Raw genomic sequence first — 18,943 nt, 5'->3', positions numbered from 1 at the left:
AACATCTTCCTCCAGTCGATGGTGAACACACTCATCGTCGGTGTGGCCCTCATCGGCTACGAGGTCTTCATGCTGGGGCGCAACGGCACCACCCTCGGCAAGCAGATCATCGGCATCAAGGTCGTCCCGGTGGGCGGCCAGCTGGTCAGCAACATCGACATGGGCAGCGCGCTCAAGCGGGCTCTCGTGCTGTTCGGCAGCTACATCGTCAACGGGCTCTCCGCTCTGCTGGGTTTCCTCTCCCTGCTGGTGAATCTGGTGGTGGGCGTTTTCGTGCTGGTGGACGTGCTCTGGCCGCTGTGGGACAAGCCCCTGCAGCAGGCTCTGCACGACAAGGTGGCCAAGACGGTCGTCGTCAAGACCAAGTAGTTCCGTGAATATCGGGGCCGGCGGTTGAACCGCCGGCCCCGATTTCATGCGTGGATGAGAAAACCGGCCCCGTAACGGTGTTCCGCCGCGCCGCGATGGAACGCAAACCCATACGCGTCGCCGGGAGGAACCATATGGCCGCCTCCTCGCGCGCCGGCACCGACAAACGCAGCCGATCCGCGGTGCCGCCGCCCGCGGCCCCTATGGTCCTATGGAGGACCAATGGCGGTCACTTGCCGCCGGGAGTTCCCGCGCCGGCGGCCGAATGGCGGGCGTGCCCGGCCTCCGGCATCGCCGCCGCTCCGTCTCCGCGGCGCTCTACTGGATTCTCTCCTTCGCCTTCTCCGCCATCTCCGGGGCCTTCGGACCGGCCCGCGAAGACCTTCTTGCCGATCCACGGCCGGGCCCCATGGTGTTGCCGGGGTTGTTGGCGCACCCGATCGCGTTTGGTGGTTATACGGGGTACGACTATGTCCCGCATGCCAGAGGCGGACGTACTCTTGGTAAGAAAGCGATGAAGCCCCGCCTTGTTCCGTACGATGGCGTTGCGCCGCGGGCTGCCCGCCCGGTGAAGTGGACGGCTCTCCAACCGGCTGTTCTCATCACCGCGGACATTCCGCGGCCGACCTTGCGGTGACGGTCTCCGGCTCCGCGACGATCCTGTTCACCCTTGTCCGCAGCCCTCTTCAGCAGGGGTTTCGCGGCGGGGCGGCGGGTGGCCTCGCGGTCGAGGACCTGGGCGGGCATTGGTTTTCCGGCAAAGTTGATCATCATGTGATCGCTCTGTCGGGTTTTTCCAGGCGGCTTTACGGAGTGCAACCGGTAAGACGGCTGGAGAGAAGCATTAAGGTGGTGCACGGCCGCATGGTCGCCCCGGTGACGCGCGCCGCCCGCCGGTGACGCTAAGGTCATCGGTAGGCGGATCCGGCGTGATCGATCGGGTCCCCGGCGCGGGCGACGACGCCGCCGCCGAAAATTTCCATGGTCTTCAGAATGTCACCCCAGGTGCGGAGCGAGGACGAATGAGCGACGTATTGTCCGCGTTGATACCTCCAGTGGTCGTCGGCGGGGCCTTCATCTACGGAGTGGTCAAGGTTCTTCGCAGTGAAGCCGCCGGCCGCCGCCCGGCAAAACGGCCGGATCGGGCTGAGTCGCAGAACAGCTGATCCACTCGCGGTCTGGGTTCCCGGCAAGAATCGCCGGGCTCCCGGAATTGCCGCTCTCCGATTGCGGGTATATGTTTAGCTTGCGAATGAAACAATACTCCGCGAAAGGATTGCGTAGATGGCCAAGCAGATCCAGGAGATTCTCATCGACGACCTCGATGGGGGCGAGGCCAATGAGACTGTCGCCTTCGCGATTGACGGCACCAGCTATGAGATTGACCTGAGTGACGTAAACGCGAAGAAGCTCCGCGACTCCCTGTCGCCTTTCGTGCAGAGCGCCCGCCGTTCCGGGGCGCTGGCCCCTCGCCGCCGCCGCGCAGGTGGGGCTCGGGCACTGACTCGGGAGAAGAGCGCCGACATCCGGGCATGGGCGAAGTCGCACGGCCTTAATGTCAGCGAGCGCGGTCGAATCGCCTCCAAGATCGTCGAGCAGTACGAAGCGGCTCACTAGATCGTTGAATCATGCGGTTATGGCGGCCACGGTGGGGTCCGGTGGCGGCCATGACCGCATGACGCGTTTGAGGGGTCGATAAACGTCGTTCGCTTGCGGCGTATCGGGAACATCCCACCCCCGGTAAGTAGTTGGATGGAGGGTGAACGCCCTGCTCTCGGGGAACGTCTTCTGCTTAGAGCGGTCGCCGGGTCGGGGCTACCATGCGGGATGACAGGGCCCGGACATCCCGGACCTGCCTTACCGCTCTGTGAGGAGCGACGAGATGTTCGAGAGGTTCACCGACCGCGCACGGCGGGTTGTCGTCCTGGCCCAAGAAGAGGCCCGGATGCTCAACCACAACTACATCGGTACGGAGCACATCCTTCTTGGTCTGATCCACGAAGGTGAAGGCGTTGCCGCCAAGGCTCTGGAGAGCCTCGGCATCAGTCTTGAAGGTGTGCGTCAGCAGGTCGAGGAGATCATCGGCCAGGGGCAGTCGGCGCCGTCGGGGCACATTCCCTTCACCCCGCGCGCCAAGAAGGTCCTTGAGCTGTCGCTCCGCGAGGCCTTGCAGCTGGGTCACAACTACATCGGCACCGAGCACATCCTGCTCGGCCTCATCCGTGAGGGCGAGGGCGTCGCCGCCCAGGTGCTGGTGAAGCTGGGCGCGGATCTCAACCGCGTGCGGCAGCAGGTCATCCAGTTGCTCCACGGCTACCAGGGCAAGGAGCCGGCCGCCGCGGGCGGTCCGCAGGAGGCCGCGCCGTCGACCTCGCTTGTGCTGGACCAGTTTGGCCGCAACCTGACCCAGGCCGCCCGTGAGGGCAAGCTCGACCCGGTCATCGGCCGGGAGAAGGAGATCGAGCGGGTCATGCAGGTCCTCTCCCGGAGGACCAAGAACAACCCTGTCCTGGTGGGTGAGCCCGGCGTCGGCAAGACCGCCGTCGTCGAGGGCCTGTCCCAGAAGATCGTCAAGGGCGAGGTCCCGGAGACGCTCAAGGACAAGCAGCTCTACACCCTCGACCTGGGCGCACTGGTCGCGGGTTCCCGTTACCGCGGTGACTTCGAGGAGCGCCTGAAGAAGGTCCTCAAGGAGATCCGCACCCGCGGCGACATCATCCTGTTCATCGACGAGCTCCACACGCTCGTCGGCGCGGGTGCCGCCGAGGGCGCGATCGACGCCGCCAGCATTCTCAAGCCCATGCTGGCCCGTGGTGAGCTGCAGACCATCGGCGCGACCACCCTCGACGAATACCGCAAGCACCTGGAGAAGGACGCCGCGCTTGAGCGCCGCTTCCAGCCGATCCAGGTGGCCGAGCCCAGCCTCAGCCACACGATCGAGATCCTCAAGGGGCTGCGCGACCGTTACGAGGCGCACCACCGGGTCTCCATCACCGACGGCGCCCTCGTGGCCGCCGCGCAGCTCGCCGACCGCTACATCAGCGACCGGTTCCTGCCGGACAAGGCGATCGACCTCATCGACGAGGCCGGCTCGCGCATGCGCATCCGCCGCATGACCGCCCCGCCGGACCTGCGTGAGTACGACGAGAAGATCGCCAACGTGCGGCGCGACAAGGAGTCCGCGATCGACGCGCAGGACTTCGAGAAGGCCGCCGCGCTGCGCGACCAGGAGAAGCAGCTCCAGCTCAAGCGCGAACGCCGCGAGAAGGAGTGGAAGGCCGGCGACATGGACGTCGTCGCCGAGGTCACCGAGGAGCTCATCGCCGAGGTCCTCGCCACGGCCACCGGCATCCCGGTCTTCAAGCTCACCGAGGAGGAGTCCCAGCGGCTGCTCCGGATGGAGGACGAGCTCCACAAGCGGATCATCGGCCAGGACGACGCCATCAAGGGTCTGTCCCGCTCGATCCGCCGCACGCGCGCCGGTCTGAAGGACCCGCGCCGTCCGGGTGGCTCGTTCATCTTCGCCGGCCCGTCCGGTGTCGGTAAGACCGAGCTGTCCAAGGCGCTGGCCGAGTTCCTGTTCGGGGACGAGGACGCGCTGATCATGCTGGACATGTCCGAGTTCATGGAGAAGCACACCGTCTCCCGGCTGTTCGGCTCTCCTCCCGGCTACGTCGGATACGAGGAGGGTGGCCAGCTCACCGAGAAGGTGCGGCGCAAGCCGTTCTCCGTGGTCCTCTTCGACGAGATCGAGAAGGCCCACCCGGACATCTTCAACTCGCTGCTGCAGATCCTGGAGGACGGTCGGCTGACCGACGCCCAGGGCCGGGTGGTCGACTTCAAGAACACCGTCATCATCATGACGACCAACCTCGGCACCCGCGACATCTCCAAGGGCATCGGGGTGGGCTTCGCGAAGTCCAACGACACCGAGTCGAACTACGACCGGATGAAGGCCAAGGTCCAGGAGGAGCTCAAGCAGCACTTCCGGCCCGAGTTCCTCAACCGTGTCGACGACATCGTGGTCTTCCACCAGCTCACGCCGAAGGAGATCATCAAGATCGTGGACCTGATGCTCGCGCAGGTCGCCGAGCGTCTGAAGGACCGCGACATGGGTCTGGAGGTCTCGCCCGAGGCCAAGCAGCTGCTGGCCGACCGTGGTTACGACCCGGTGATGGGCGCCCGTCCGCTCCGCCGCACCATCCAGCGCGAGCTGGAGGACACGCTGTCGGAGAAGATCCTGTACGGCGAGCTCCGTCCCGGTCAGATCGTCAAGATCAGCATCGAGGGCGAGGGCGACAACGCGAAGTTCGTCTTCGTCGGTGAGGCCGCTCCGGCCGACCACGTCCCGGACTCGGCGGCCGCCATCGCGGAGCCGATCCAGAACTAGGGCCAGGTCCTGTCCCGCGGACGCCAGGCGATCCGCGGGACAGGGTCCGGCTCAACGGGTAAAAGTTGACCCCGCCGTGAGGAGATTCACGGCGGGGTCTACTCATTTGTTATCCAATGCGCTACGTCCCTACCGAAGGTAGTACTACACTCGGTAGAGTGAATCCGGCTCAACTCGCCCAGTGATCTACAAGTCGTATCGACTGCGGTGAGGTCGGTCCCGACGTCAGCCCAGCGACGTACCGAAGAATCAGCTCCCGGAGTGACGCGGAGATCGGTGCCCGCGAGGGATGCTCGTGCGGGCCGGGCCGAGTTCCCGGCAGGGAAGGCCCGCTGACCCGTGACGCCACAACCATCGGCGTGGGGCAATCAGGGCGCTTAGACGAGCACGCCTGGGAGGCATCGGATGCGTTTGCGGCACGAGGGCGGGACACTCGTTCACCTGTCCTACAACGCGGGCGTACATCCCGCCGAGGACCTGGAGAACCTGATCGCGCATCTGACCCGATACGCGGTTCCGGTCCGCAAGCGCCTGGGCGTGGAGCGGATGGGCGTGGGCCTGTGGCTCTCCCCGAGCGTCGCCGACCATCTCATCGCCGACCGGATCGAGCTGGTGCGCCTGCGCCGCTCCCTTGAGGAGCGCGGTCTGGAGGTCGTCAGCCTCAACGGCACGGGCGGCCGCAACCAGGACGCCCCCGGCCCCGACTGGGCCAAGCCCGAGCGTTACCGCTACACGATGGCGCTGGCCAAGATCCTGGCCTTCCTGCTGCCGGACGACGTCCGCTTCGGGAGCATCTCCACCATCCCCATCGGGTGGCGCCGTGACTGGCCGGCCGACCTGCACACGATCGCCTCGCGCCGCCTGGAGCGCCTCTCCCGCGAGCTGCGCGGCCTCTACAGCGTCACCGGCAAGACGATCCGGGTCGGCTTCGAGCCGTGGCCCGGCTGCGTGCTGGAGACCACCTCGCAGGCGCTGGAGCGGGTCTGCGACATCGACTCCGACCACCTCGGGGTCTGCCTCGACGCCTGCCACCTGGCCGGTGGCGCGGAGGAGCCCGGAGCCGCCCTGCGCGGCCTGGCGGCCGCCGGTGCCCCCGTGGTCAAGCTCGGCCACGTCCACAACCACGTGAGCGAGGCGTGCCAGGAGCTGCCGAGCACCCGCTCGGTCCTCGAAGACACCCTCACCGCCATGCTCTCCGGCGCGGTGAACGGCACCGCGCACATCGAGGTCGAGACCCACGACCTGGCCGTGCCGCTGCGGACCAGGGGCCCCGGCGCCTTGGTCAACCTGCTGGCCGAGGAGCTCGACTGGGCCCGCACCAACCTCACCGCGCTCGGCCTGCGCCTGGCCGCCTGAGCGGACACGGCCCGCGCCCGGCCGCCCGGTCGCCTGAGCGGCCCGGAGGGGCTGGGCGCCACCTCGCCGCCCGCCTGACCCGCCTGCTTGGGCTCCGCCGCAGGGGGCGCGGTCAGCCCGCGCCCGGCCGGCCGGGGTGTGGCCACGGGGCTGTCCCGGTGTGTCGCCGCTCCCTGTACCGGCGGCCGGGAGGAGTTCTCGGCGGGCGAGCCCGTGGGCCGGTCAGCCGGGGAGGCGGTAGGTGCCGTCGTCGAGGACTTCGGCCAGGCCGTCGGCGACCAGGCCGTCGAGAGCCCGCTCCCGCTGCGGAGCGCTGTCCCAGACCACGTCGAGGGCGTCCTTGGGGACGGGGCCGTGGGCCTGGCGCAGGACGGCGAGGAGGCGGCCGCGGCACTGGCGGTCGGTGCCGGCGTAGGTCTGGCCCTTGCGGGCGGGGCCGTCGTAGGCGGGCTTGCCGGCCAGGCGCCAGGCGCACAGGTCACTGACCGGGCAGTCGGCGCACCGGGGGGCGCGTGCCGTGCAGACCAGGGCGCCCAGCTCCATGACGGCGACCGCCCAGACGGGGGCGTCGTCGGCGCCGGGCAGCAGCGACTCGGCGAGCCTGCGCTCGGCGGGCGTGGTGGCCTTCGGAGGATATTCCTCGCCCCGCACCGCCCGTGCCAGGACCCGGCGGACGTTGGTGTCGAGGACGGCGTGGCGGCCCTTGAAGGCGAAGCTGGCCACCGCCGCCGCGGTGTATTCGCCGATGCCGGGCAGCGACAGCAGGATGGCGTGGTCGGAGGGGACCTCGCCGCCGTGCCGGTCGGTGATCGCCCGGGCGCAGGCGTGCAGGTTCAGGGCCCGGCGAGGGTAGCCGAGCCGGCCCCAGTGGCGTACGGCCTCACCCGGAGGCTCCTCGGCGAGCGCGGCGGCCGTGGGCCAGCGCTCCATCCACTCGGTCCAGACGGGCAGCACCCGCGCCACCGGCGTCTGCTGCAACATGATCTCGCTGACCAGGATCGACCAGGGGGAGGCGCCGGGCGTGCGCCAGGGGAGGTCGCGGGCTTTGTCGGCATACCAGCCGAGAATGGGTTCCAGCAGGAGGTTCGACTCGGACACCTTTCGACGATAGTGCCGGAGACGGGGCGCTTCCCCCTCTTCACCCGCCGAAACGGCAGAGGTAGCGGCGGGTCGCTCCTCATGACTCGTGAAGAATCTTCATACTGTCCGTATGGACCCGGACACTTTCCGTAGTGATATAGGGGTGGACGTCTACTGGCGGCGCCGGATGGCCGCCCTTGTCGGTGTGCTCGTGGTGGTCGCCGTCGTGGCCTGGGCCTGCTCGTCGAGCGGACCGGAGCGCGCCTCGAAGGGGCAGGCAGAGCTCAGCGGGTCGCCCACGCCGGATCCGATAGTGACCGTCATGCCCACGGTGACGATCACCCCCTCGCCGAGCCCGACGGCCTCCTCCGGGAAGGCCCGGCCGGTCACCAGGGCCAAGCGGCCCGGTGACGCCTGTGAGTCCTCCGACCTCGTGCTGAACATGCAGGGACTGGGAGAGGTCTACACGCAGGGCAGCCGCCCCCGGTTCATCCTCACACTGGTGAACATCGGCAAGGTGATGTGCACGGCCGACGTCGGACCCCGTGCCATGGAGGTCCGCATCACCTCCGGCAGCGACCGCGTCTGGTCGTCGGCCGACTGTGTCAGCGGCGACACCGACGACATCCGCAAGCTCGACCGGGGCGTCCCGTACGTCCGGGAGGTCGAGTGGGACCGGCGCCGCTCCGGTGGCGACTGCGCGGCCGACCGCGACAGCGCCCTGGCCGGCACCTACGTGGCCATGGCCCGCAGCCCCGGCCTGAAGAGCCGCAAGGCCGTCTTCCACCTCCGCTAGCGCGACACCCACCGCTGTGGAGCCGTCTCCGGCGGTGTGGCCGCCGCGTGGGAGCCACCCCCGCCGGGACGGCAGGCGGCAGACGGCGCCTGGAGCCGCCTCCCCGCCGGAGCCGCTCCAGCCGGTGCCCCATTGCTGTGGAGCCGTCTCCGTCGGTGTGGCCGCCGCGCGGGAGCCATCCCCGCCGGGGCGGCAGGTGGCGGGCGGCGCCTGGAGCCGCCTCCCCCGCCGGGGCCGCTCCTCGGCCGGCACCGTCCAGGCGTAACGGCTGCCTAGACGTAACGCTCCAGGATGGAGGACTCGGCCAGCCTGGACAGGCCCTCGCGGATGTGGCGGGCCCTGGCCTCGCCGACCCCGCCCACCTCCTGGAGGTCGCCGATGCTGGCGGCCAGGAGCTTCTGCAGGCTGCCGAACTGGTCGACCAGGCGGTCGACCACCGTGCCCGGCAGGCGCGGGACCTTGGCCAGCAGGCGGTAGCCCCGGGGGCTCACCGGACTGTCCAGGGCGTCGTTGCCGGAGTGGCCGAGGACCTGGGCGACGACGGACAGGTCGAGCAGGTCGCTGGAGGAGAGCTGGTCGAGGTCGTGGAGGGCCTCGGCGAACTTGCGCGGGCGGCGGCCCGCCACTGGCAGGTAGTCGCGCACGATCAGCTCGCGGTCGGTCTCGGTCCCGGCCACCAGCTCGTCGAACTGCAGGGAGAGCAGACGGCCGTCGGTGCCGAGCTCGACCACGTAACCGGCGATCTCCTCGGAGATGCGCCGGACCATCTCCAGCCGCTGGGCGACCACCGCTATGTCGCGGACCGTCACCAGGTCCTCGATCTCCAGGGCCGACAGCGTGCCGGACACCTCGTCCAGGCGGAGCTTGTAGCGTTCGAGGGTGGCCAGGGCCTGGTTGGCCCTGGACAGGATCGCCGCCGACTCCTCCAGCACGTAGCGGAAGCCGTCGAGGTAGAGGGCGATGATCCGCATGGACTTGCTGAGCGAGATGACCGGCAGGGACGTCTGCACGGCCACCCGCTGGGCGGTGCGGTGCCGGGTGCCGGACTCGTCGGTGGGGATGGCCGGGTCGGGCATCAGGTGCACGGCCGCGCGCACGATCTTGAGGTCGCTCGCGTTCAGCACGATGGCCCCGTCCATCTTGGCGAGCTCGCGCAGCCGCGTCGCGGAGAACTCGACGTCCAGCTCGAATCCGCCGCTGCAGATCTCCTCGACCGTGTTGTCGTAGCCGAGCACGATCAGACCGCCTGTGTGGCCGCGGAGAATACGCTCCAAGCCGTCGCGTAGTTCGGTGCCCGGAGCGACCGCGGCCAGGACGGCCCTGCGGCGTTCGTCGAGCCCTTTGTAGTTTGCTGGCACATGACCCCCGTGGTCTGCGTATCACGCTCAGCTTACCGGCGAAGGTCCCGCGGAGTCCGGGATCGCCGGATGGCCGCCTCTAGGTGACGTGAGTGAGGGCGTCCCAGACATTGTCCGCTTCGACGACGTCGAAACCCGGGATGAGTTTGGTGCTACGGCCGCCGACCGGGACCAGGGAGCGGTCGCCGTCGCGTTTCTTGCCCGTGTCGAGGGATCCGGCCGGGACCAGGGCGCGGGTGAAGCCCAGCCGCGCCGCCTCCGACAGGCGGCGCCGCACGTCGCGCACCGGGCGCAGCTCCCCGGCCAGGCCCACCTCTCCCAGCACGACCAGCCCGGGGGGCAGCGCCTTGTCCCCGGCCGCGCTGGCGACCGCGAGCATCACCGACAGGTCCACCGCCGGATCGCTGAGCTTGATGCCGCCCACGGTCGCGGTGAACACGTCGCAGCCGCCCAGCTTGGCGTTGAGCCGCCGCTCCAGCACGGCCAGCACCATCGTCACCCGGTAGGTGTCGAGCCCCGAGGAGGAGCGGCGCGGCTGCTGGGCCTCGGTCCGGGCGACCAGGGCCTGGACCTCGGCGGGCAGCGGCCGGGTGCCCTCCAGGGTGACCGTGACGCAGGTGCCGGGCACGGGCTCGGCGCGGTGGGAGACGAACAGGCCGCTGGCGTCGGCGATGCCCTCGATGCCGCCCTCGTGCAGGTCGAAGCAGCCGACCTCGTCGACGGGGCCGTACCGGTTCTTGATCGCGCGGACCATGCGGAGCCGGGAGTGCCGGTCGCCCTCGAAGTGGAGCACGACGTCGACCAGGTGCTCAAGGGTCCGGGGGCCGGCGATCGAGCCCTCCTTGGTGACGTGGCCGACCAGCACGGTGGACATGCCGCGCTCCTTGGCCAGCCGGACCAGATTGCCGGCGACCTCTCTGACCTGGGTGACCCCGCCGGGCACCCCGGTCGCCTGGGCGGAGCCGATCGTCTGCACCGAGTCGACGATGAGCAGGTCGGGCTGGACCTTCTCCACGTGGGTCACCAGCGCGCCCAGGTCGGTCTCGGCCGCGAGGTAGAGCCGGTCCTGGATCGCGCCGATCCGGTCGGCCCTGACCCGGACCTGGGCGGCCGACTCCTCGCCCGTGACGTAGAGCACGGTCTGCTGCCGTGCGATCTTGGCCGCGGCCTCCAGCAGGAGCGTGGACTTGCCGATGCCGGGCTCCCCGGCCAGCAGCACGACGGCGCCCGGCACGAGGCCGCCGCCGAGCACCCGGTCGAGCTCGGGCACCCCGGTGCCGCGCGCGTGCGCCACCTCGGCCTTGACCTGCCCGATCGGGATCGCGGGGGCCGACACTGCCCCTGCGGAGGCCACCTGCACGCCGCCGCGGGCGGTCTCCTCCTCGACCGTGCCCCAGGCCTGGCACTCGCCACAGCGGCCCACCCATTTGGCGGTCTGCCAACCGCACTCACCACAGCGATAGCCGACCTTCTTAGCCATGGCCGCACGTTACCGGTCCCGGCCGACAACTTTCACCCGGTACGGCCCGCCGCCGCCGTCAGCTCCGCCATCCGCCGCCGGTCCGACCCGTCGCGCGGCGTCCGCGGCAGGACCAGCGCCTCCGGCTCCTCCGCCGGCCGGAAGAGGGAGAAGACCAGCGTCATCGGCCCCGCGACGACGACGTCGCGCGTGCTCAGGGCGGCGACCGAGGGCACTGCCACGGCCGGTGGGACGGAGCGACCACGCCGGCGCCGCCGAGGCGCTCCCCGGCGAGGTCGTGGACGGGCTGTCCGTCAACGGGACGCCGGAGGAGTGCCGGGAACGGATCGCGAGGTTCCACCGGCCGGGGGTGACCTCGCTCCAGCTCTACGTCAGCCTGCCGCGCGAGGTCGGTGGCGACCCCGAGGCGGTGCTGCGGACCCTGCGGGAGCTCGGGCCCGGCTAGATGTGGCCCTCGAGGTCGGCCAGGAGCAGGCGCTTGGGCTTGGCGCCGACGATCTGCCGGACCACTTCGCCGCCCTTGTAGAGGTTGAGCGTCGGCAGGCCCATGACGCCGTAGCGGGCCGCGATCTCCTGGTGCTCGTCGTAGTTGAGCTTGGCGATCGTGACGCGGTCGCCGTACTCGGCCTCGATCTGCTCCAGGACCGGGGAGATCATCCGGCACGGCGGGCACCACTCGGCCCAGAAGTCGACCAGGACGGGCTTGTCGCTCTGCAGAACCTGTTCGGCGAAGTTGTCGGCGGTCAAAGTGATCATGACTCTCCCAGCTTGGTGAACACGCATCCGGGACAGACCTCGGTCAGCTGCCCGGCGACCTCGGCGCGCCGGGCGAGCAGCGTGCGGATCTCGTCGTCGATCTCGGCCAGCTTGCGCCGGTAGACCGCCACCGACTCCGGACAGGACCCGCCCGACTCGTGGCCGGCCCGCAGGCAGGCCACGAACGGCCGGGCGTCCTCCAGGGTGAACCCCACGGTGAGCAGCGATCTGATCTCGGTGACGAGCTTGAGATCCGCCTCGCTGTACTCCCGGTAGCCGTTGGCCGCCCGTCGCGCTGTGATCAGCCCCTGCTGCTCGTAGTAGCGCAGCGCGCGGGTGCTGACCCCGGCCCGTCTGGCGAGCTCCCCGATCCGCATCCGTCCTCCTTACGGGATCACGCTAATCCTTGACGTCAACGTCAAGGTCAAGCGGTTCCGTGGGGTATTTCATCCCGGATGTCCGGCGGGTGGCCTCCCCGAGCGGTCAGAACCGCTTCCAGCGCAGGACATTGGGGTAGGCGAGCTCCAGGCCGGGGGTCTCGGCGATGGCCTGCTCGGCGACCTCGGGGGTGAACTCGATGCGGAGCACGGCCTCCAGGTCGGCGCGGCGCTCGAAGGACATGCGCAGGTCGAGGGGCCGGCTCTGCCAGCCCTGACGGCTCCAGAAGTCCTCGACGGCCCTGGCCGAGTAGGAGGGGACGGTCCGGCTGAACCAGCGGCCGAAGGCCCCGCGGCCGGCGTCGAGGTCGATCACGAAGGCCGCGCCGCCCGGCCGCAGCACCCGGGAGAGCTCGGCCAGGCCCGGTTCGCAGCCGGGGCCGAAGAAATAGGCCCAGCGGGCGACGGCCACGTCCACCGAGGCGTCGGGCAGCGGGAGGGCCTGGGCGGTGGCCGGGTGGACCTCGACGTTGGGCAGCGGCCGGCAGCGCCGCCTGGCGAGCTGGACGAGGTCGTCGTGCGGCTCGACGCCGATCACGCGGGCGGCGGTGGCCGACAGGGCGGGCAGGTGGTAGCCGCTGCCGCAGCCGATGTCGAGGACCGTCGCGCCGGTCCACGGCCGGATGGCGGCCATCGCGGCCTCGACCCTGCCGTCGGGGTCCACCGCCCGGTTCTCCAGCTCGTAAATGTGGGGCGTGTTCCAGATGTTCGGGCTGGGGATGGCGCCCTTCATGAACCGCGGCATGCTCTCACCGTAGCGGTGTGATCTCCGCTGCATCAGCGAGGCCGGACTCCACTCGTCCGCGGGCGCGCTTAGGCTGGCATCGTGAGTGAGCGGAGCGATCGGGCCCGCGGGCGCGGCGACGCCGGCTCACGCGAAGTCCGGCCGGAGGCGAGGAAGCCGTATGAGCGTCATCCGAGTACCTAGTGCGAAGATCGCGCTGTCCACCGCGTCCGTATACCCGGAGCGCACGCCGGACGCCTTCGAACTGGCCGCGCGCCTGGGATACGACGGTGTCGAGATCATGGTGGGCGCCGACCCCGTGAGCCAGGACGTCGACGTCCTGGAGCGGCTGTCGGACCACTACCAGCTGCCGATCCTGGCCATCCACGCGCCGTGCCTGCTGGTGACCCAGCGGGTGTGGGGCAGGGACCCGTGGGCCAAGCTCCAGCGGGCGCAGCGGGCCGCCGAGCGGGTGGGCGCCAAGACCGTCGTGGTGCATCCGCCGTTCCGCTGGCAGCGTGACTACGCGCGGGATTTCGAGACCGGCCTGGCGCGGATGCGGGAGGAGACCGACGTGGTCTTCGCGGTCGAGAACATGTTCCCGTTGCGGGCCCGGGGCAACGAGGTCGTCCCCTACTCACCTGACTGGAACCCGGTCGACTACGACTTCCCACAGGTGACGATGGACCTGTCGCACACGGCGGTCTCCGGGGTCGACGCGATGGAGATGTTCACCAAGCTCGGTGACCGGCTCGCCCACCTGCACCTGGCCGACGGCGTCGGGGTGGCCAACAAGGACGAGCACCTGGTCCCCGGCCGGGGCGGGCAGCCGTGCGCGCCGATCCTGGAGCGCCTGGCCGGCAACGGCTACGGCGGCCTGGTCGTGTTGGAGATCAACACGCGCAAGGCCGCCAGCCGTACGGAGCGGATCGACGACCTCGCCGAGGCGCTGGCCTTCGCGCGCCTGCACCTGGCCACGCCCTCCAGCGTATGAGCGGACGGCCCCTGACCGAACATCCCCTGGCTGAACATCCCCCGATGGAGCGGTCCCTGACCGGACGGCCCGCGGCGACGCGGGCGGGCAGACGGAACAACCCGCGGCGACGCGGGCGAACAACCTGTGAGTTGAACGACCTGTGAGTGAGCAATCCCTGGACGGGCGGCCCGTGGACGGGTCGGAGATCGGTAAGAGGCGTCCCGGGCGCAGGCCCGGGGCAGTGGACACGCGCGGGCAGATCCTTGCGGCCGCGCGTGAGACCTTCGCGGAGAAGGGGTTCGACAAGGCGACGATCCGGGGCATCGCCCGGCAGGCGGGGGTGGACCCGGCACTGGTCCACCACTACTTCGCGAGCAAGGAGGGGATGTTCGTCGCGGCCATGGAACTGCCGATCAACCCCGACGAGGTGATCCCGATGCTCCTGGCGGGGCCGCGCGAGGACATCGGCGAGCGGCTGACCCGGTACGTCCTGACGATGACCTCCGAGGCCGGGGCCCGCCAGCCCGTGCTGGCGCTGGTCCGCACCGCGATGACCAACGACCGGGTGGTCACGATGATCCGCGAGTTCATCTCGCACGCGGTCCTCTACCGGATCGCGGAGTCCCTCCAGATCCCGCCGATCCGGATGGAGGCGGCCTTCGCCCAGCTCTTCGGGGTGGTCCTGATGCGTTACGTGGTCAAGTTGGAGCCGCTCGCCTCGGTCGAGATCGAAGAGCTGGTGGAGCTGCTCGCGCCGACGATCCAGCGCTATCTGGACGTGCCCTGACGGCGCCGGGAAGTGTACAGAGCATTGTTCTGGGCATCGAAGTGACCGTATGGTGACCACGGTCACCACGTGTCGCGGTCCGGGGCAAGTTACCGGTCGGTAGTATTCGGGGCGACCCGTCGTCACCGTGGATGACCGGCGGTCGTACGCTGGCAGCCAACGTCGTCTGTGGGAGGACCCGTGCTCTGGGTAGCGATCATCGGGCTGGTCATGACAGCGGTCGCGGTCGCGCTTGCCGCGCGCCGCGTGCTGTTCCTCTACAAGCTCGCCACCGTCGGGCCGCCCGCGCCCGAGCGGGTCGAATATGCCAAGAACAATGTGGGTGACGAGATCAAGGCCCAGCTCGTCGAGGTCTTCGGGCAGAAGAAGCTGCTCAAGTGGACCGCCTCGGGCACCGCGCACTTCTTCGTCATGTGGGCCTTCTTCATCCTGGCGACCGTATATCTGGAGGCATACGGCGCGCTGATCCAGGGCGCGGTCACCGGCACGCCCGACTTCCACATCCCGCTCGTCGGGACCTGGGCCGTCCTGGGCTTCCTGCAGGACTTCATCGCGGTCGCGGCCCTGGTCGGCCTGATCGCCTTCGCGGTCATCAGGGTCAAGAACTCGCCCAAGAAGCTCGGCCGCAGGTCCCGCTTCTCCGGCTCGCACCTCGGCGGCGCCTGGCTCGTCCTCTTCATGATCTTCAATGTGATCTGGACGATGTTCCTCTTCCGCGGTGCGGCGTTCAACACCGGCAACCTCCCCTACGCCTCCGGGGCGTTCGCCTCCGAGGCCACCGCCGCGGTGCTGAGGCCGCTGGGGGAGACGGCCAACGAGGCGCTCGAACACGTCGGGCTGCTGCTGCACATCGGCGTCATGCTGGTGTTCCTGGTGATCGTGGTGAACTCCAAGCACCTGCACATCTTCACCGCCCCGCTGAACGTGATGTTCTCCCGCCGCCCGGACGGCAACGGCCCGGCCCAGCCGATGCGGATCGACGGCAAGGTCGTCGACTTCGAGGACGAGGACCTCGACGGTGACAGGCTGGGCCGCGGCAAGATCGAGGACACCACCTGGAAGGGCTTCCTCGACTTCTACACCTGCACCGAGTGCGGCCGCTGCCAGTCGCAGTGCCCGGCCTGGAACACCGACAAGCCGCTGTCGCCGAAGATGCTGATCCTCGACCAGCGCGACCACGCCTTCAAGGTCGCGCCCTACCTGACGGCCACCCAGGAGCAGCGCGCCGACCTGCACGAGGACGTGCTCGCGCTGCTGGAGAAGCCCCTGGTCGGCGAGGACGGCGTCATCCACCCGGACGTGCTCTGGTCCTGCACCAACTGCGGCGCCTGCGTCGAGCAGTGCCCGGTGGACATCGAGCACATCGACCACATCCTCGACATGCGCCGCTACCAGGTGATGGTGGAGTCGAACTTCCCGTCCGAGGCCGGCGTCATGGTCAAGAACCTGGAGAACAAGGGCAACCCGTGGGGGATGTCCGAGATGAAGCGGGCCGACTGGATCGAGGAGCTCGCCGGCCGCGACGAGGACCCGATCGAGGTCCAGCTCGTCGACGAGAAGATGCCCGACGACACCGAATACCTGTTCTGGGTCGGCTGCGCCGGAGCCCTGGAGGACCGGGCCAAGAAGACCACCAAGGCGGTCGCGGAGCTGCTGCACGTCGCGGGCGTGAAGTTCGCCGTGCTCGGCCCGATGGAGGCCTGCACCGGCGACCCGGCCCGCCGCCTGGGCATGGAGTTCCTCTTCGACATGCTGGCCAAGCAGAACATCGAGACGCTGAACGAGGCCGGGGTCAAGAAGATCGTCGCGACCTGCCCGCACTGCTTCAACACCCTCGCCAACGAGTATCCGCAGCTCGGTGGCACCTACGAGGTCGTCCACCACACCCAGCTCCTGGCCAAGCTGGTGGATGAGGGCAAGCTGGTCCCGGTCACGCCGATCGAGGAGAAGATCACCTACCACGACCCGTGCTTCCTCGGCCGCCACAACAAGGTCTACTCCCAGCCCCGCGACATCATGGCCAAGGTCCCGGGCGTGCAGGCCCAGGAGATGCACCGCCACAAGGAGCGCGGTTTCTGCTGCGGCGCCGGCGGCGCCCGGATGTGGATGGAGGAGCGGCTCGGCAAGCGCATCAACACCGAGCGTGTGGACGAGGCGCTGACCACCGACCCCGACACCATCTCCACGGCCTGCCCGTTCTGCCTGGTCATGCTGGGCGACTCGATCAACGAGAAGAAGAACGCCGGAGAGGCCAAGGAGACGCTGGAGGTCGTGGACGTCTCCCAGCTCCTGATCAAATCGATTAAGGGACAGCCCGTCGAGGCGTCCTGAATCCCGGTCAGGCACGGCCTGCTCTGCGGGCCGTGCCTGACAATTGGTAAAGATGATAAGAAAAGGACGCTAGGTCCGAAACTCTTCCTGTCGATTACGGAAAAATCACGGTAACCTCAACGTCGCGTAGCTCATTGGACGGGGAGGGGGCTGACGATGCACGTCGTCGTCACGGATGCCGAGGTCACGCTGACCGACGTCCTCTCGCTCCGCCTGTCCGTCGACGGGCCGCTCCCGTGCGGCACCGAGCTCGTCCTGCGCCACCGGGTCACCGCCGTCGAGATCTCCGTGGTGCTGGGCACCCCGGGCGCCGACGCGCGTGACGCGACCCTCGCCGTCTCCCTCGCGCCGCTGGCGCTCACCCCCGGCCGCTGGGACGTCTACCTCAGGCAGGACGGGACACGCACCCGGCTGCCGAGCGTCGATCCGGGCTTCTCCCTCGACCATCTCGACACCTACGCGCTGAGCCGCCGCACGTTGGCCTACCGGGCCTACCGGACCCGCAACGGCTTCCTGGCCCTGAAGGTCGACGAGGCCGGTCCCGCCGCCGAGGTCCGCGCGGTCTGGTTCCGGGAGGGCCGCTTCGAGGTCACCGGGCTGCTGGCCTTCACCGGCCTCGACGACGACGAGTCCCGGCACGAGGCGCGGCTCGCGCTCCGCCGCAGCCACCCCGACGCCGAGCTGACCGCCGTCGCGACGGTCCAGGGGGTGCGCTTCCACGCCGCGCTCTCCCTGTGCGACGTGCTCGCCGCCGCGCCCGAGCAGTCGGGCACGTGGGAGCCCTCCCTGGAGGTGGACGGCCTGCCCGCGCCGCTCCGCCTGGGCTCCCGGCTCGACGACGTGGACGGCAAACGCCGCCGCCTGCACTACCCGGAAGAGGAGATCGACGGGGTGCCGATCCGGCCCCGCTACACGGCCGACGACGAGCTCAGGATCGAGGTCGGCGGGTGAGGATCTGCCTGCTCCTCCCCTCGGTCTACGGCATGCGGGGCGACGTCCGGTCGGCCGTCAACCTCGCGGGAGAGCTCGCCGGGCGCCACGACGTCGAGATCGTCAGCGTCCGCCGCCACCGGGAGAGACCGTTCTTCCCCGTGGCGCCGGAGGTGCGGCTGTCCTGGGTGGTCGACGCCCAGCCCGGTGTGCGGCACCTGCTGCCATCGGGGCAGATGCGCACCGAGGTCGCCCTGTGGCGGCGGCTGCGCGCGCTCAAGGCCGATGTGATCATCAGCACCAGGCCGGGGCTGAGCGTCCAGGTGGCCCGGCACGGGCCCCGCGACGCCGTGCGGATCGCCCGCGAGTGGGGCCGCCCGCCGGTGCCCGGGCCGATCAGGAAGTTCTACCCGCGTCTCGACGCGGTCGCCACGGCCACCGAGACGAGCCGCCAGGACTGGGACCGCCTGCTGAACGGCGGCACCGAGGTCAGGCTGATCCCGGACGCGCTCCCGGCCGGTCCCTGGCCGCGCTCGCGGATGGACAACCGCATCGTCGCCGCGGGCGGGCGGTGGGTGCCGGTGAAGGCCTACGACCGGCTGATCCGCGCCTTCGCCGCCGTCGCCGGCAAGCGCCCCGACTGGCGGCTGCGGCTGTACGGCGGGGGCCCGGAGGACAAGCGGCTGCGCGCCCTGGTCCAGGACCTCAACCTGCACAACCACGTCTACTTCATGGGCACGACCTCCGACCTGACCGGCGAGTTCGCCAAGGCGTCGATCGTGGCGGTGAGCTCCCGGGCCGAGGTGCTCGGGATGACCGTGATCGAGGCGATGGCCAGCGGGGTGCCGGTGATCGGGTTCGACAGCCCGAGGGGACCGGGCGAGTTCGTGGCCGACGGCCGCAGCGGGGTCCTGGTCCCCGAGGGGGAGGGCGAGATCGAGGCGTATGCGTCCGCGCTGCTCGCGCTCATCGACGACGAGCGCCGGCGCCGGGAGCTGTCGGCCGGCGCGCTGGCGGCCGCGGCCGCCTACGCGGCGCCTCCGGTGGCCGAACAGTGGGAGAAACTGATCGCGGCAGCTTCCCGCTGAGCCAGGCCCGGGTACGGTTGGGGCATGCATGGGTACAGCGGAGACAAGCAGGCTTATCTGACCCGGCTGCGGCGGATCGAGGGGC

The 18,943-nt window shown here is 69.7% G+C and carries 20 protein-coding genes; 13 read left to right on the top strand and 7 right to left on the bottom strand.

Going from position 1 to position 18,943, the window contains the following annotated elements; genetic code table 11:
* From ACWDS7_RS34290 to ACWDS7_RS34265, 6 genes are all read left to right on the top strand, one after another.
* Positions 1 to 369, top strand: a 369-nt coding sequence (locus ACWDS7_RS34290; protein ID WP_451932633.1) for an RDD family protein, incomplete at its 5' end; no start/stop codon positions are given.
* Positions 370 to 1,002: 633 nt separating this feature from the next.
* A complete protein-coding gene (locus ACWDS7_RS34285) occupies positions 1,003 to 1,269 on the top strand; it encodes a hypothetical protein (RefSeq protein WP_451932632.1) in 267 nt (88 codons plus the stop codon).
* 29 nt (positions 1,270 to 1,298) lie between these two features.
* Positions 1,299 to 1,535 (top strand): hypothetical protein, encoded by a 237-nt coding sequence (locus tag ACWDS7_RS34280; RefSeq protein WP_306862188.1) that lies wholly within the window; start codon positions 1,299 to 1,301, stop codon positions 1,533 to 1,535.
* 118 nt (positions 1,536 to 1,653) lie between these two features.
* A complete protein-coding gene (locus ACWDS7_RS34275; RefSeq protein WP_012895497.1) occupies positions 1,654 to 1,986 on the top strand; it encodes a histone-like nucleoid-structuring protein Lsr2 in 333 nt (110 codons plus the stop codon).
* Between the two features lie 265 nt (positions 1,987 to 2,251).
* Positions 2,252 to 4,759: an ATP-dependent Clp protease ATP-binding subunit gene (locus ACWDS7_RS34270; protein WP_306862195.1), complete on the top strand. Its 2,508-nt coding sequence runs from the start codon at positions 2,252 to 2,254 to the stop codon at positions 4,757 to 4,759.
* Positions 4,760 to 5,164: 405 nt separating this feature from the next.
* Positions 5,165 to 6,115 carry a TIM barrel protein gene (locus ACWDS7_RS34265; RefSeq protein WP_306862197.1) on the top strand — a complete coding sequence of 317 codons (951 nt, stop codon included), beginning with the start codon at positions 5,165 to 5,167 and terminating at the stop codon, positions 6,113 to 6,115.
* 222 nt (positions 6,116 to 6,337) lie between these two features.
* Here ACWDS7_RS34265 and ACWDS7_RS34260 read toward each other — a convergent pair whose 3' ends face one another.
* Positions 6,338 to 7,213, bottom strand: coding sequence for an A/G-specific adenine glycosylase (locus tag ACWDS7_RS34260; protein ID WP_451932631.1), 876 nt, complete (start codon positions 7,211 to 7,213; stop codon positions 6,338 to 6,340).
* A 112-nt stretch (positions 7,214 to 7,325) separates the two neighbouring features.
* Between ACWDS7_RS34260 and ACWDS7_RS34255 the strand changes: the two genes are divergently transcribed.
* Positions 7,326 to 7,991 (top strand): hypothetical protein, encoded by a 666-nt coding sequence (locus tag ACWDS7_RS34255; RefSeq protein WP_451932630.1) that lies wholly within the window; start codon positions 7,326 to 7,328, stop codon positions 7,989 to 7,991.
* 272 nt (positions 7,992 to 8,263) lie between these two features.
* Here ACWDS7_RS34255 and disA read toward each other — a convergent pair whose 3' ends face one another.
* From disA to ACWDS7_RS34240, 3 genes are all read right to left on the bottom strand, one after another.
* Entirely contained in the window at positions 8,264 to 9,349 is a 1,086-nt protein-coding gene (disA, locus tag ACWDS7_RS34250) for a DNA integrity scanning diadenylate cyclase DisA (RefSeq protein ID WP_306862202.1), read from the bottom strand.
* A gap of 79 nt (positions 9,350 to 9,428) precedes the next feature.
* The gene (gene radA, locus ACWDS7_RS34245) at positions 9,429 to 10,829 is read right to left on the bottom strand and encodes a DNA repair protein RadA (protein ID WP_306862204.1); all 1,401 of its coding nucleotides are present in this window, start codon (positions 10,827 to 10,829) and stop codon (positions 9,429 to 9,431) included.
* A 32-nt stretch (positions 10,830 to 10,861) separates the two neighbouring features.
* The gene (locus tag ACWDS7_RS34240) at positions 10,862 to 11,050 is read right to left on the bottom strand and encodes a hypothetical protein (protein WP_451932629.1); all 189 of its coding nucleotides are present in this window, start codon (positions 11,048 to 11,050) and stop codon (positions 10,862 to 10,864) included.
* 5 nt (positions 11,051 to 11,055) lie between these two features.
* On the opposite strand from ACWDS7_RS34240, the gene ACWDS7_RS34235 reads away from it, so the two are divergent.
* Positions 11,056 to 11,274 carry a hypothetical protein gene (locus ACWDS7_RS34235; protein ID WP_451932628.1) on the top strand — a complete coding sequence of 73 codons (219 nt, stop codon included), beginning with the start codon at positions 11,056 to 11,058 and terminating at the stop codon, positions 11,272 to 11,274.
* On the opposite strand, the gene trxA is transcribed toward ACWDS7_RS34235, so the two are convergent.
* The 3 genes from trxA to ACWDS7_RS34220 form a co-directional block, all read right to left on the bottom strand.
* A complete protein-coding gene (gene trxA, locus ACWDS7_RS34230) occupies positions 11,271 to 11,585 on the bottom strand; it encodes a thioredoxin (protein WP_306862208.1) in 315 nt (104 codons plus the stop codon). The two genes, ACWDS7_RS34235 and trxA, sit on opposite strands and share 4 nt — an antisense overlap.
* Positions 11,582 to 11,962, bottom strand: a complete 381-nt coding sequence (locus ACWDS7_RS34225) for a MerR family transcriptional regulator (RefSeq protein ID WP_306862212.1) — start codon at positions 11,960 to 11,962, stop codon at positions 11,582 to 11,584. The genes trxA and ACWDS7_RS34225 overlap by 4 nt, the downstream gene beginning before the upstream one ends.
* Positions 11,963 to 12,068: 106 nt before the next feature.
* Positions 12,069 to 12,767 (bottom strand): class I SAM-dependent methyltransferase, encoded by a 699-nt coding sequence (locus tag ACWDS7_RS34220; RefSeq protein WP_306862214.1) that lies wholly within the window; start codon positions 12,765 to 12,767, stop codon positions 12,069 to 12,071.
* Positions 12,768 to 12,927: 160 nt separating this feature from the next.
* Here ACWDS7_RS34220 and ACWDS7_RS34215 point away from each other — a divergent pair, with 160 nt between their 5' ends.
* The 5 genes from ACWDS7_RS34215 (at position 12,928) to ACWDS7_RS34195 (ending at position 18,858) form a co-directional block, all read left to right on the top strand.
* Positions 12,928 to 13,740 carry a sugar phosphate isomerase/epimerase family protein gene (locus ACWDS7_RS34215; RefSeq protein ID WP_306862217.1) on the top strand — a complete coding sequence of 271 codons (813 nt, stop codon included), beginning with the start codon at positions 12,928 to 12,930 and terminating at the stop codon, positions 13,738 to 13,740.
* Positions 13,741 to 13,882: 142 nt separating this feature from the next.
* Positions 13,883 to 14,509, top strand: a complete 627-nt coding sequence (locus tag ACWDS7_RS34210; RefSeq protein ID WP_451932627.1) for a TetR/AcrR family transcriptional regulator — start codon at positions 13,883 to 13,885, stop codon at positions 14,507 to 14,509.
* 180 nt (positions 14,510 to 14,689) lie between these two features.
* A complete protein-coding gene (locus tag ACWDS7_RS34205; protein ID WP_451932626.1) occupies positions 14,690 to 16,840 on the top strand; it encodes a (Fe-S)-binding protein in 2,151 nt (716 codons plus the stop codon).
* A 156-nt stretch (positions 16,841 to 16,996) separates the two neighbouring features.
* Entirely contained in the window at positions 16,997 to 17,791 is a 795-nt protein-coding gene (locus ACWDS7_RS34200; RefSeq protein ID WP_306862226.1) for a hypothetical protein, read from the top strand.
* Positions 17,788 to 18,858: a glycosyltransferase gene (locus ACWDS7_RS34195; protein ID WP_451932625.1), complete on the top strand. Its 1,071-nt coding sequence runs from the start codon at positions 17,788 to 17,790 to the stop codon at positions 18,856 to 18,858. The genes ACWDS7_RS34200 and ACWDS7_RS34195 overlap by 4 nt, the downstream gene beginning before the upstream one ends.
* Positions 18,859 to 18,943: the final 85 nt, after the last annotated feature.

This window comes from Streptosporangium sp. NPDC003464 (assembly GCF_053588315.1).
Note: the sequence above shows the minus strand (reverse complement) of the source record. Positions and strands in the feature narration are given on the sequence as shown.

Bases quoted from the DNA above. Each gene is read 5' to 3' on its own strand.
- ACWDS7_RS34270 (WP_306862195.1), top strand. From the start codon at position 2,252: ATGTTCGAGAGGTTCACCGACCGCGCACGGCGGGTTGTCGTCCTGGCC.
- ACWDS7_RS34200 (WP_306862226.1), top strand. From the start codon at position 16,997: ATGCACGTCGTCGTCACGGATGCCGAGGTCACGCTGACCGACGTCCTC.
- ACWDS7_RS34225 (WP_306862212.1), bottom strand. From the start codon at position 11,962: ATGCGGATCGGGGAGCTCGCCAGACGGGCCGGGGTCAGCACCCGCGCG.
- ACWDS7_RS34220 (WP_306862214.1), bottom strand. From the start codon at position 12,767: ATGCCGCGGTTCATGAAGGGCGCCATCCCCAGCCCGAACATCTGGAAC.
- ACWDS7_RS34215 (WP_306862217.1), top strand. From the start codon at position 12,928: ATGAGCGTCATCCGAGTACCTAGTGCGAAGATCGCGCTGTCCACCGCG.
- ACWDS7_RS34255 (WP_451932630.1), top strand. From the start codon at position 7,326: ATGGACCCGGACACTTTCCGTAGTGATATAGGGGTGGACGTCTACTGG.
- radA (WP_306862204.1), bottom strand. From the start codon at position 10,829: ATGGCTAAGAAGGTCGGCTATCGCTGTGGTGAGTGCGGTTGGCAGACC.
- ACWDS7_RS34275 (WP_012895497.1), top strand. From the start codon at position 1,654: ATGGCCAAGCAGATCCAGGAGATTCTCATCGACGACCTCGATGGGGGC.
- trxA (WP_306862208.1), bottom strand. From the start codon at position 11,585: ATGATCACTTTGACCGCCGACAACTTCGCCGAACAGGTTCTGCAGAGC.
- ACWDS7_RS34265 (WP_306862197.1), top strand. From the start codon at position 5,165: ATGCGTTTGCGGCACGAGGGCGGGACACTCGTTCACCTGTCCTACAAC.